This window comes from Priestia megaterium (genome assembly GCF_046599315.1).
Taxonomy (GTDB): domain Bacteria; phylum Bacillota; class Bacilli; order Bacillales; family Bacillaceae_H; genus Priestia; species Priestia megaterium_F.
Genome location: NZ_JBKIKC010000004.1, coordinates 303,465 through 316,388 on the forward strand (window position 1 = coordinate 303,465; position 12,924 = coordinate 316,388).

General features: G+C 37.8%; 14 protein-coding genes. 13 read left to right on the forward strand and 1 reads right to left on the reverse strand.

Annotation, left to right across the window (positions count from 1 at the left end):
- Nucleotides 1-20: 20 nt before the first annotated feature.
- On the reverse strand, nucleotides 21-476 hold the full coding sequence (locus ACLHDF_RS15875; RefSeq protein WP_413919688.1) for a MarR family winged helix-turn-helix transcriptional regulator: 456 nt from the start codon (nucleotides 474-476) through the stop codon (nucleotides 21-23).
- 351 nt (nucleotides 477-827) lie between these two features.
- On the opposite strand from ACLHDF_RS15875, the gene ACLHDF_RS15880 reads away from it, so the two are divergent.
- The 13 genes from ACLHDF_RS15880 to ACLHDF_RS15940 all read left to right on the forward strand — a co-directional run bounded on the left by ACLHDF_RS15880 (nucleotide 828) and on the right by ACLHDF_RS15940 (nucleotide 12,880).
- Entirely contained in the window at nucleotides 828-1,466 is a 639-nt protein-coding gene (locus ACLHDF_RS15880) for an HlyD family efflux transporter periplasmic adaptor subunit (protein ID WP_413919689.1), read from the forward strand.
- A 42-nt stretch (nucleotides 1,467-1,508) separates the two neighbouring features.
- The gene (locus tag ACLHDF_RS15885; RefSeq protein ID WP_413919690.1) at nucleotides 1,509-3,134 is read left to right on the forward strand and encodes a DHA2 family efflux MFS transporter permease subunit; all 1,626 of its coding nucleotides are present in this window, start codon (nucleotides 1,509-1,511) and stop codon (nucleotides 3,132-3,134) included.
- Between the two features lie 18 nt (nucleotides 3,135-3,152).
- Nucleotides 3,153-3,683, forward strand: a complete 531-nt coding sequence (locus tag ACLHDF_RS15890; RefSeq protein ID WP_303531228.1) for an NAD(P)H-dependent oxidoreductase — start codon at nucleotides 3,153-3,155, stop codon at nucleotides 3,681-3,683.
- A gap of 8 nt (nucleotides 3,684-3,691) precedes the next feature.
- Nucleotides 3,692-4,099: a hypothetical protein gene (locus ACLHDF_RS15895; protein ID WP_413919691.1), complete on the forward strand. Its 408-nt coding sequence runs from the start codon at nucleotides 3,692-3,694 to the stop codon at nucleotides 4,097-4,099.
- A gap of 162 nt (nucleotides 4,100-4,261) precedes the next feature.
- Nucleotides 4,262-4,687, forward strand: coding sequence for a MarR family winged helix-turn-helix transcriptional regulator (locus ACLHDF_RS15900; protein WP_251394755.1), 426 nt, complete (start codon nucleotides 4,262-4,264; stop codon nucleotides 4,685-4,687).
- Between the two features lie 117 nt (nucleotides 4,688-4,804).
- On the forward strand, nucleotides 4,805-5,794 hold the full coding sequence (locus ACLHDF_RS15905) for a LacI family DNA-binding transcriptional regulator (protein ID WP_413919692.1): 990 nt from the start codon (nucleotides 4,805-4,807) through the stop codon (nucleotides 5,792-5,794).
- Entirely contained in the window at nucleotides 5,787-6,665 is an 879-nt protein-coding gene (rbsK, locus tag ACLHDF_RS15910; protein WP_413919693.1) for a ribokinase, read from the forward strand. The genes ACLHDF_RS15905 and rbsK overlap by 8 nt, the downstream gene beginning before the upstream one ends.
- Entirely contained in the window at nucleotides 6,666-7,055 is a 390-nt protein-coding gene (gene rbsD / locus ACLHDF_RS15915) for a D-ribose pyranase (RefSeq protein ID WP_320518250.1), read from the forward strand.
- 14 nt (nucleotides 7,056-7,069) lie between these two features.
- Nucleotides 7,070-8,551, forward strand: coding sequence for a sugar ABC transporter ATP-binding protein (locus tag ACLHDF_RS15920; protein WP_413919694.1), 1,482 nt, complete (start codon nucleotides 7,070-7,072; stop codon nucleotides 8,549-8,551).
- 1 nt (nucleotide 8,552) lies between these two features.
- A complete protein-coding gene (rbsC, locus tag ACLHDF_RS15925; protein WP_413919695.1) occupies nucleotides 8,553-9,512 on the forward strand; it encodes a ribose ABC transporter permease RbsC in 960 nt (319 codons plus the stop codon).
- An 11-nt stretch (nucleotides 9,513-9,523) separates the two neighbouring features.
- Complete coding sequence (gene rbsB / locus ACLHDF_RS15930; protein ID WP_251394765.1) at nucleotides 9,524-10,444, forward strand: ribose ABC transporter substrate-binding protein RbsB; 921 nt, start codon at nucleotides 9,524-9,526, stop codon at nucleotides 10,442-10,444.
- A 438-nt stretch (nucleotides 10,445-10,882) separates the two neighbouring features.
- Entirely contained in the window at nucleotides 10,883-12,151 is a 1,269-nt protein-coding gene (locus ACLHDF_RS15935) for a 3D domain-containing protein (protein WP_413919696.1), read from the forward strand.
- A gap of 117 nt (nucleotides 12,152-12,268) precedes the next feature.
- Nucleotides 12,269-12,880, forward strand: coding sequence for a flavin reductase family protein (locus tag ACLHDF_RS15940; protein ID WP_413919697.1), 612 nt, complete (start codon nucleotides 12,269-12,271; stop codon nucleotides 12,878-12,880).
- Nucleotides 12,881-12,924: the final 44 nt, after the last annotated feature.

Genomic DNA, 12,924 nt, shown 5'->3' on the forward strand with positions numbered 1-12,924 from the left:
TGAACACACGCTTTTTATCATTAATGATCCATAGTTTGTCTAATTCGTTTTTCCATTTTTTCAAGCATGCGAAGGTACTCATCCTGTTCTTCAGGAGTTAGAGCAAAAAGCATGTCTTGCCAAAATAAATTTCGCTGCTCAATTACATAGTTCACTAATGTTTCGCCAGCATTTGTTAATGATATCCATACAATTCGGCGGTCTTTTTGGTCGCGCACGCGCTTAATGAGTGCATCATCTTCTAATTGATTTAATAAAATGGTAGTAGCGCCCGAGGTTAGCTTTAGATTGGAAGAAATTTCGGCTACCATACGTTTAGAGCTGACTCCGATAAATTTTAGAATTAAAAATTTGGTAATGGTTAAATTATAGGGCTGCTCACTGATTTTATCTTCCAAGAGCTTTCGCTTGAGTTCAAATAATGAGGTTTTAACCTGGTCAAGCTTTTCTAGTTTATCTATTAACTGCTGATCCATCATAATCACCTTTTCTTTTTCATTATAGGTGTTAAACAATTACTGCTAGTTACCTATTGTGGTTTATGTATATAGGGAGTTTGTTCCAAAAAAAGAGCTGTTTTTGCGTATAACCCTATGCTTATATATCTAACTTTAAAGTAAAGTAAAGTACTTGTAAAGAAACCAAAACTTTTAAGTTGTATTTCAGTTAAATATGTAGTAAAGTATTCAGTCGGGAAAACTTTATGAAACATAAATGTTTAGTTTTTAAAATAAATTAAATTCAAAGTTATTTACAATTAAATATCTTTGTGATAAAGTTATCTAGCGTAATACTTAACTGAATGAAATATTAAGGAGGTAAAATAAATGTCAAGAGGACGTTTAATTTTAATGAACTTTATCGGAATTATTGTGGTATTAGCTTTAATTATTGGTGGGGGATACTATTATATTCAAAAATCTAATTATGTATCCACAGACAATGCAAAAGTGTCCGGCGACCTTTATACAGTAGTATCGCCAGCGGCAGGTAAAGTAGCAAGCTGGAATATTGAAGAAGGTAAAGATGTTTCAAAAGACGATGAAGTAGCTAAAATCCAATCAGAAGATGGAGAAAAAACAGTTACAGTACCAGAAGACGGTAAAATCATCAAAACACAGGTGAAAGAAAATCAAATGGTTCAAGCTGGTCAACAAATTGCTAGCGAAGTAGATATGAATAACTTATTTATCATTGCAAACATTAAAGAAGACAAATTAAAAGATATTGAAGCTGGTGATGACGTTGATGTAACAGTTGACGGAGATACTAAAACAACAATCGATGGAAAAGTAGAAGAAATCGGTTATGCAACAAACTCAATTTTCTCATTAATGCCAAGCTCTAATTCAGACGGCAACTATACAAAAGTATCACAAACAGTTCCTGTTAAAATCTCTATTTCTAACTACTCTGAGAACGTACTACCAGGTATGAATGCGGAAGTGAAAATCTCTAAAAACTAATCACGTATATGGTGAAGAAGAGAAGAAAGGAGGAAGGAACTGATGTCAGCAAACACGATACAAACAGAGGAAAGCTCAGTTAAAAAGCATATCCCGCTGCTAATCGTACTTATGCTTGGATTATTCTTAGCAATTTTAAACCAAACGCTGCTAAACGTTGCGATTCCGCATCTGATTACAGAATTTGGCGTTACGGCTAATACGGCACAGTGGTTGCTTACAGGGTATATGCTTGTAAATGGTGCACTTATTCCATTGTCAGCCTATTTAATTGAACGTTTTGGCGTTCGTCGCTTATTCTTATTTGCAATGGCCTGCTTTACTATCGGGGCACTTGTCTGCGGAATTGCGCCTACTTTCTCGATTATGCTAATCGGACGTCTTGTCCAAGCAGTCGGAGGCGGCGTACTAGCACCTCTAGTTATGACCATTATCGTATTTATTTTCCCTCCTCATATGCGCGGAAAAGGAATGGGTATCTTTGGTTTAGCCATGATGTTCGCTCCGGCAATTGGACCGACGCTTTCAGGATGGGTTATTCAAAATTATGACTGGCACATTTTATTTACGGGAATGGTGCCACTAGGCGCGCTCGTACTTATTATTGCAGCTTTTAAATTAAAAGATATTAAACCACCTCAACATGTAAAAGTAGATCTAATTTCTGTAATTACATCTCTTGTAGGTATGGCTTTACTTTTATACGGCTTCAGTGAAGCTGGAAATGATGGTTGGACGGATTCAGTTGTATTATCAACGATGATTGGCGGTATCGTCTTATTAATCATTTTTGTTATTCAACAGCTTCGACTTAAGAGTCCTTTACTTGATGTGAGGGTATTCAAATACAATATTTTCTCATTATCTAACATCATTAGTATTGCCATTACAATTAGCATGTATGCTGGTATGTTCTTATTGCCAATTTACTTACAAAACATTCGTGGCTATTCAGCGTTTGACTCAGGTTTATTAATCTTGCCTGGTGCACTTGTTATGTTAGTCATGTCACCAATTTCTGGTACGCTGTTTGATAAATTAGGACCGCGTCCACTAGGGATTGTTGGGATGTTGATTACGGTTGTAACAACATTTGAATTTACAAAATTAACGCTAGAAACACCATTTAGCCATATTGTTATTATTTATATGATCCGTGCATTCGGTATGTCATTATTGATGATGCCAATTATGACAGCTGGTTTAAATCAGCTGCCGGCAAAATTAAGCAGCCACGGTACATCAATGTCGAACACGCTTCGTCAGGTTAGTGGTTCAATCGGTATCAGTTTAATGACTACAATCTTTACAAATCGCACAACATATCATGTAAATGAAATGAGCAGTTCAATGAATACATCTGATCCATTCTTTATGAATAACTTCCAGGTATTTGTTCAAAAGATTGCTCAAACGCTTCACCTTTCTCAAACAGAGGCGCAAAAACAAGCTTTAACAACTTTAGCTGGAAAAGTTCAAGCACAAGCAACTGTACAAGGAATTAACGACGCGTTTTATTGGACAGTTATTATTGCCATTATTGGATTGATTTTAAGTTTCTTCCTACGTGATGTTCGTAAAGATGCGGTAGTAGAAGTAGAAGAGACAGAAAAAGAAAAAACAGACGATATTCGTATGTTACCGGCACCAAAAGATATGAACTCATAAGCAACGGAGGGATAAAGGATGAAAATTTGTATCGTATATGATAGTGAAGGCGGACATACAGAGGCATTAGCAAAAGCAATTGCTTCTGGCGCTGAGCTGTCTGGAGAAGCAACCGTATATGTAAAGCATGTAGAAGAAGCAGATGTACGTGAACTGCCTGAAATGGATGCTATTATTTGGGGCTGCCCAGGGCATTTTGGGACAATTAGTTCAGGGTTGAAAACGTGGATTGATAAATTAGGTTATCTATGGGCAGAAGGTAAATTAATTAATAAAGTAGGTGCGGTGTTCTGTACAACAGCTACAACGCACGGTGGCTTAGAAGCGACGCTTTTAAATTTAATTACACCGATGCTTCATCAAGGTATGATTATTGCCGGCTTACCAGGTAACATTCCAGAAAATGCGCTGTACGGTACTTATTACGGTGTTGGAATTACTTGTCCAATCGAAGGTGACGAATTATTAACAGAGAACGACCAAGCGCTGGGTAAAGCGTTAGGAGAACGTGTTGTTCAAGTGACTAAACGAATGACACAAGGACAGTAGGTGACGGTATGTTAGGTATTTTACTGATCGTTGTAGCTGTGATTCTGGTTGTACTAATTATTACAATGAATGCCAAAGCATCATCTTCTAAGCGGCAGCGTACAGTTCCACCTAAAAAAGAAGCGGCTGCTTCAAATGCTCCTAAAGAGTCAAAAGTAGAAGAGAAAAAAGCAGCAGAAAAACCTGCAGCACCAAGAGAAGAGCCAAAAGAGCCGCAGGCGAAGACGGAAACAAGAACATCTAGACATAAGAGAGAAAAAGGTGTCATGAATGATGATATGTATCGTCAAGTGCTACAAAAGTTTAGAGAAGGCGAAAAAGACGACACGGTTTTTACAAAAGAAGAACGTGACGTTATGAATGATGACGCTTTTCGTAAAGCTTTAAGATCGTTTAAGAAAAACGATAATGAATGAGTTTCTTCTATTATAACAGTACGGAATAAAATAGATAGAAAATAGGTTATAAGCATTCTGCGAAACCAGCCGCTCTCCCCAGGTTCGGTTTCGCTTGGAGTGCAACAGGGGGCTGACATGTTACAATCGACTCCCTGATTATAAGAAAGGGGACGTCAAAACATGGAACAGCTCACATTTATTGAAGAGGTCCAGAGAATTTCGATATCCCTTAACAAAAAGGTAATGGCAGAGATAAAAGAAAGGTTACTTTCACAAGGGATTACACCTTTTCAATATCATATCTTATTAATTATCGGTAAATGCAGTCACATTGGAGTAACCAAGCTGGCAGAAGAGATGCGCGTAAAGCCTAGCGCAATTACTCCTGTTATTAATCGTTTAATAGACTTGGAGTTAGTTTCACGCTATCACTCTAAAGAAGATCGCCGTAAAGTAAACATTGAGTTAACAGCTAAAGGTGAACAAGTGATTGAAGAAGCAAATGAAATTGTGCAAAAGATGATTGCTCATTTCTTTTCTTGCTATGAACCGAAAGATCAAGAGCAATTTTTGAAATTATTTAAGAAACTAGACGCTAATATCTAATGAAAGAAAAATCACTTCTTAATGGAGTGATTTTTTTTTGATAAAAAGATTGTCAACTTCATTTTTCCATGTTATTATTTGTGTAAACGGTTACATACATAAAAGGAGGGAAATAAAGTGGTAACAATTCGCGATGTAGCAAAAGAAGCAGGCGTGTCCGTTGCGACCGTTTCACGCGTTTTAAACAGTACAGGATATGTAAAAGAAGACACGCGTGTGCGAGTAATGAATACAATTCAAAAATTAAACTACAGCCCTAACGAAGTAGCCCGTTCTCTTTATACACGTGAATCACGTTTGATTGGTCTCCTCCTTCCAGACATTACAAACCCTTTTTTCCCTCAGCTTGCACGAGGAATAGAAGATGAAGTACATAGCCATGGATTTCGTTTAATTCTTGGCAATAGTGATGAGCAGTTAGAGAAAGAGTTAACCTATCTCCAAACGTTTACGCAAAATCATGTAGTAGGAATGATTACGGCAACGACAAGTCTAGCTCAAAAACTATATGAAGGTCTTACGTTTCCCGTAGTATTTTTAGATAGAAGTTCTAATCAGTATCCATCTGTTTATGCTGATGGTTTTGAAGGTGGGAAACTTGCTGCAGAAGAAATAATCAAAAGAGGAAGTAAAAGAATTACACTTATCAAAGGTCCAGTAAATGTAAAGCCTGCCCAGGAACGTTTTCAAGGTTCTCTGTCTGTTTTGAGTCAGTCTGATGCAGACTTTTACGTATTAAATACAAATTCTCTAGCGTTTGACGATGCGCAGAAATGGGCAAAGGAGATCTTTCAAAAGTATCCTGAAACAGACGGAATAATTGCAAGTAATGACATTGTGGCCACAGCTGTTTTACACGAAGCGTTTCGATTAGAAAAAAGCGTGCCTGATGATCTACAAGTGATTGGTTTTGATGATATTCCGCAAAGCCGCTTTTCGTTTCCAGCGTTGTCTACAATTCGTCAGCCTGCTTATGAAATGGGCAAGCAAGCAGCAGGGTTGTTAATGAAGTGCATTAAAAAAGAACCTTTAATTCAAAAGCAAGTACAATTACCCGTTACGTTTATTGAACGAAATACGACACGAAAGGTTGAGGAACATGGCTAAAGTAACTGTGATTGGGAGTTCATCAATGGATTTAGTAGTAACATCAAATATTCGTCCTGGAGCTGGAGAAACAGTATTAGGAGAATCATTCAAAACTGTTCCAGGAGGAAAAGGAGCCAACCAAGCTGTTGCAGCAGCCCGTCTTGGAGCTGATGTAAGTATGATCGGGTGTGTGGGCGAAGATCATTATGGAAAAGCAATTGTAGATAATTTTAAATCAAACGGTGTATCTATAGAAAATATGAAACCGGTTACAGGTTCGGATAGCGGAACAGCCCACATTATACTTGCTGAAGGTGATAATAGCATTGTAGTTGTCAAAGGTGCAAACGATTATATTACGCCCGATTACGTAGAAAAAGCAAAAGAAAAAATTAAAGAAGCCGATATCGTGCTTATTCAGCAAGAAATTCCAGAAGAAACGGTTGAATATGTTGCTCAGCTGTGTAAGGAATTAAACGTACCGCTTTTATTAAATCCAGCCCCTGCAAGACCATTAAAAGCAGAAGTGATTGAACAAGTTTCTTACATCACTCCAAATGAACATGAAGCAGCCCTTTTATTTGAAGGAAAAGAAAAAGTAGAAATGTTAAAACAGTATCCAAATAAATTGTTCATTACAGAAGGAAAACAAGGTGTACGCTATTTTAACGGCGAGAAAGAAGTGTTGGTTCCTTCTTATCAAGTAGAAGCGGTTGATACAACAGGAGCAGGAGATACATTTAACGCAGCGCTTGCTGTGGCACTTGCCGAAGGAATGGGTTTTGAAAAAGGAATTCAATTTGCCAATCGCGCAGCTTCGCTATCTGTCACTAAATTTGGTGCTCAAGGCGGCATGCCGACTCGAAAAGAAGTGGAGGAGAGCCTGTAAATGAAACGACATGGAATGATTAACAGTCATATTACAAAGATACTAACAGATTTAGGTCATACAGACACAATTGTCATTGCGGATGCAGGGTTACCTGTTCCTAGTAATGTACCTAAAATTGATTTGTCTTTAAAGTTAGGAGTGCCTAGCTTTGAAGATGTAGTAATGGCTGTATTAGAAGATATGGCTACAGAAAAAATAGTGATTGCAGCTGAAATGAAAGAAAGAAATCAAAAGGCTTACGAGTTAATGGAAAAGCAAAACATCTTAGTAGAAGAAGTATCGCATGAACAATTAAAAATGCTAACAAGCAAAGCAAAAGTGGTAATTCGTACAGGAGAAGCAACTCCTTATGCAAACTGCATTTTACAAGCGGGAGTTATTTTTTAAAAGAGGTGAACAGCATGCATATTGCAATGAGAGGGATTCATAAAGCCTTTGGAGCAAACCGTGTACTACGGGGTGTGGATTTTGAATTACATGAAGGTGAAGTTCACGCACTAATGGGGGAGAATGGAGCAGGAAAATCTACGCTGATGAATATTTTAACCGGCCTTCATAAAAAAGATGAAGGGCAGATTCTGATTGATGGCAAAGAAACATATTTCCAAAATCCAAAAGAAGCAGAACAAAATGGAATTACTTTCATTCATCAAGAGCTAAACGTTTGGCCTGAAATGACGGTGCTTGAGAATTTATTTATCGGCAAAGAATTAAAAACATCTTTAGGTTTTTTAAAAACAAAAGAAATGAAAGCGTTAGCAAAGGAGCAGTTTGAAAAATTAGCGGTTACCATTCCTCTTGATCAAGAAGCGGGACTTTGTTCGGTCGGACAGCAGCAAATGATTGAGATAGCCAAAGCGCTGATGACGAATGCAAAAGTCATTATCATGGATGAGCCAACAGCAGCGCTTACTGAAAGAGAAATTCAAAAGTTATTTGACGTGATTAATGCATTGCGAAAACAAGGTGTATCGATTGTCTATATTTCACATCGTATGGAAGAGATCTTCGCTATTTGTGATTCCATTACGGTCATGCGTGACGGACAGACAGTGGATAAAAAGCCGATTCCAGAAACCAGCTTCGATGATGTCGTTCGTAAAATGGTAGGAAGAGAATTAACGGATCGATTTCCTGCTAGGACTTCTACTAAAGGAGACGTTGTATTTGAAGCAAAAGGCCTGGAGAGAAAAGGTGTATTTCAAGACATTCATTTTTCAGTGCGATCAGGAGAAATTGTTGGCGTTGCAGGGTTGATGGGAGCTGGCAGAACGGAAATTATGCGAGCTATCTTCGGACTTGATCCGTTAGAAAAAGGTGAAATTATATTAAATGGCAAACGGGTCAACATCACAAAGCCCGATCAAGCCATTAAATTGGGTCTCGGGTTCATTACAGAAGACCGTAAAACAGAAGGGCTCGTCCTAGATTTTTCTATTCGAGAAAATATTGCGCTTCCAAGTCTATTCAGCTTTTCGCCTAAAGGCTTTATTGAACAAAAAAGCGAACAGCAATTTGTAGATTTGCTTATTAAACGCTTAACGATCAAAACCGAGTCGTCTGAGACGAGTGCAGCTAACTTATCGGGAGGAAATCAGCAAAAAGTAGTTATCGCCAAGTGGATTGGCATTGGACCAAAAGTGCTGATTTTAGATGAACCAACTCGAGGAGTAGACGTTGGAGCGAAGCGTGAAATTTATCAGCTTATGAATGAACTCACAGACAGAGGCGTGGCCATCATTATGGTGTCTTCAGAGCTTCCGGAAATACTCGGTATGAGCGATCGCATTCTTGTTGTGCATGAAGGAAAAATAACAGGTGGACTGACAAATGAAGAAGCAACTCAAGAAAAAATTATGACATTTGCAACAGGAGGTCAGTAAAATGAAAGCAAACACAGCGATAAAAGAAAGTCGTGTTGATAACATGATGCAAAAGCTAGGTCCATTACTAGGTCTATTTATTCTTATTGTTATTGTATCGATTTTAAATCCAAGCTTTTTAGAACCTTTAAATATTTTAAACTTGCTGCGTCAAGTAGCCATTAATGCCTTAATTGCATTCGGTATGACATTTGTCATTTTAACAGGCGGAATTGATTTGTCAGTTGGCTCTATACTTGCTCTATCAAGTGCTTTAATGGCAGGTATGATTGTGTCAGGTGTAGATCCTATTTTAGCTATTTTAATAGGGTGTGTGTTAGGAGCTGTAATGGGTATGATTAACGGTTTACTTATTACAAAAGGCAAAATGGCGCCGTTTATTGCGACGCTAGCTACGATGACAATTTTTAGAGGGTTAACGCTTGTTTATACAGATGGAAATCCAATTACCGGCTTGGGTGAAAATTATTACTTCCAATTATTTGGTCGCGGCTATTTTCTAGGTATCCCTGTTCCGGCGATTACGATGGTACTAGCATTTGCTGTCCTATGGGTGATTTTGCATAAGACGCCGTTTGGCCGTAGAACATATGCAATCGGGGGAAATGAAAAAGCGGCATTTATTTCAGGAATCAAAGTGCCAAAAGTTAAGGTTATGATCTACTCACTAGCAGGATTATTGGCAGCGCTATCAGGAGCGATTCTGACTTCTCGTTTGAACTCTGCTCAGCCAACTGCAGGTACATCTTATGAGTTAGATGCTATTGCTGCAGTAGTACTAGGTGGAACAAGTCTTTCTGGAGGACGTGGACGCATTGTTGGAACATTAATTGGTGCGTTGATTATCGGAACGTTAAACAATGGCTTAAACTTACTTGGCGTTTCGTCATTTTATCAAATGGTCGTAAAAGGAATTGTTATTTTAATCGCGGTATTAATCGATCGCAAGAAATCAGCTTAGGAGGGGAAAACATGAAGAAAATTTGGCTCGTGCTATTATCATTTTCATTATTACTGTTAGGGGCTTGTTCACTTCAGCCTCCTGAGTGGGCGAAACCATCTCAAAGTAAAAATTTAAAAGATATTAAAATTGGTTTATCTGTTTCTACATTAAATAATCCGTTCTTTGTCTCGCTAAAAGAAGGAGTACAAAAAGAAGCAAAAAAACTAGGTATGGAAGTAGTTGTAGTAGATGCTCAAAATGATTCAGCAAAACAAATTAACGATGTAGAAGATTTAATGCAGCAAGGTGTTAACATTCTGCTTATTAACCCAACGGATTCAGCTGCTATTTCAACAGCAGTACAATCCGCTAATAATGTAGGTATTCCAGTTATTACGCTAGATCGTTCAGCAGAAAAAGGGAAAGTGGAAACATTGGTAGCTTCAGATAATGTAAAAGGTGGTCAAATGGCTGCTGATTACATTGTGAAAAAAGTGGGGGAAAAAGCTCAAGTAGCAGAACTTGAAGGCGTGCCGGGAGCTTCAGCAACTCGTGAACGAGGAAAAGGGTTCCACAACGTTGCAGATCAAAAGCTAGATATTACAGCTAAACAATCAGCTGACTTTGACCGTACAAAAGGGTTAAACGTCATGGAGAATGTTCTTCAAGGAAATCCTGGTATCAAAGCCGTATTTGCCCATAATGACGAAATGGCATTAGGAGCTATTCAAGCTATTAACAGCTCAGGAAAAGATGTGTTAGTAGTAGGGTTTGATGGAAACGACGATGCAATTAAAGCAGTAAAAGAAGGGAAACTAGGAGCAACTGTAGCTCAGCAGCCTGTTTTAATTGGTAAACTTGCCGTAAAGTCTGCTAAAAATGTTCTTCAAGGCAAAAAAGTAGATAAACAAATTCCTGTACCTTTAAAACTAGTAACCTCTGAAAAATAACGTAGTTATACGTGTTGAGAAAAAGACGCTCATTCGATTTATGGGCGTCTTTTTGTTTATATAAGGTGTGAAAAAGAAGTGAAAAAGTCACACCTTTATAAATAGTATAGGAATTACGTATGTGGAATTTATGTAATAAAAAGTAAAAAACACCGAAAAAAGACGGAAAAAGACATAACTTTCTGTGAAAAATTTGTAATATATCTGTAATAATGAGCGCTTATTTCTATTTTTGAAGGGGGATTTTGCTTTGTTTATGACAAAAATATATCTTTTTCAATAAACAGTAAACCTCTCTATCAAAGCATTATGGTGGTAAATTCCCAGAAAGAGATTCTTGGTTATACAGATTATGGGAAATTTTTAACTGTATTGTAACATAAACAGGTAGTTTTTTATGGTATAACTATGTCTATGAGGAAAGGGGACTATTACTTTATGAAAATTTTTAAGCGTATGACTCTTGCAGCAGTCACAGGAATTTTCTTCATGACCGGCATTACAGAGACTCACGCCCAATCGAATGAAGAAGCGCTCCAGAGTACTGAGAATAAAATTAAAGAAGCAGAAAAGGCTGTTCAACAAAAAGAGAAAGAGAAACAGTCTATCAATTCAGATGTTCAAAACATTCAATCACAATTAAATTCATTACATACGGTAATTTCTAACAATAAAAAAGAGTTGGCATCAACTGAAAAGCAAATCTCAGAAGCGAACAAAATGATTGAGAAAAAGAAAAAAGAGATCGTTGTGCTTCAGGAGAAAGTGTTAAGTCGTAAAGATATTATTGAACATCGACTAGTTGCTTTACAGCAGGATGATAAAACAAGCGTTGTTATTGATACATTAATGAATGCTGATAACTTTGGAGATTTTGTTGCACGTATGGGTGCTGTAACCACTCTATTGTCAGCAGATAATGATATTCTAAAGCAGCATCAAAATGACTTAAATCAAATTGAAAAAGATAAAAAAGAAATTGATAAGCAAGAAAAAGTACTAGAAGCAGCAAAAGGTAGCTTAGCGGCTAAGCAAGCTGAATTAGATAAAAACGTTGCAAAACAAACAGCAACGTTAACAACTATGCAAGAAAAATACAGCACGGTCGTAAATGAAATTGATGCAGCTTCTTCAGAAAAAGCAAATCTTCAGTCTGAATTAACAGGCATTCAAGATAAGATTGCAAAAGAAAAAGAAGCAGCTCAAAAGCAAGCTGAGCAAGTGGCAAAACAGCAGGCAGTTGAAAAGGCTGAGGCTGATGCAGAAGCAAAGCGTCAAGCTGAGCTAGCGACAGCTAAAAAAGAAGTAAAAGCAGAGCCAAAACTAGAAGTAAAAACAGCTGCAGCTACAGAGAAGAAAGCAGCCGTTTCTTCAGAAGCAAAAGAAACGAAAAAAGAAGAAAGCACACAAAAACATTCTGGAAAAGAAATGTATGTAGAAGCAACAGCTTATACAGCTAATTGTGCAGGTTGTAGCGGCGTAACAGCTACTGGACAAAATGTAAGTTCAGGTACCCATAAAATTATTGCTGTAGATCCATCGGTTATTCCATTGGGCTCAAAAGTATATGTAGAAGGATATGGAGTGGCAACAGCAGGTGATACGGGCGGTGCGATTAAAGGATATCGAATCGACGTATTAGTACCTTCTGAATCAGCTGCAAAAGCATTCGGACGTCGTACAGTGAAAATTACGGTGTTAAATTAAAGAAAAGCAGATACGTATGTATCTGCTTTTTTGCATGTTGGTGAGCAAGTTGCTAGCTAATCTATGCTCTTTTCGTTACCATACAATAAAGTAAGTGGAAGAAAAGGAGTGAGGAAGATGAAAGTAGTCGATCCGGCCGTACAAAGTGCAAAAGACAATTATCATTTACTAACAGGTGTCGTCATTCCTCGGCCTATTGCGTTTATTACAAGTCAAAATGACGACGGTGTAGTAAATGCCGCGCCGTTTAGTTTCTTTAATGTAGTTGCAGCAGAGCCTCCGCTGATTGCCGTTTCCGTTTCGAGAAGTGAAGGTCAAATGACCAAAGATACAGCCAACAATATTAGTATGTCTAAGGAATTTGTGGTCCACCTTGTAGACGAAAACTTAGTGGAGCAGGTGAATCAAGCAGCCTCTTCTTATCCTTCTTCCGTGAGTGAAGTTGAAGAAACGGGTTTAACACTAGCACCAAGTAAAAAAGTGCAGGTTCCAGGAATTCAAGAAGCCAGTATTCGAATGGAATGTAAACTTCACCAAATTGTTCCATTAGGAACGGACCAGGCATACAGTTCAGATTTGTTTATTGGTGAAGTTGTGATGTTTCACATTAGTGAAAGAGTAATAGAAAACGATCGAGTTTCTGCAGAAAGAGTAAAGCCAGTCAGCCGACTTGCGGGTTCTAATTATAGTAAACTAGGGCAATTATTTTCCTTAGAACGTCCCAAATAAGCAAGAAAGTGTTACTTATGTAGCAAAAAAATAGTATGCATTGG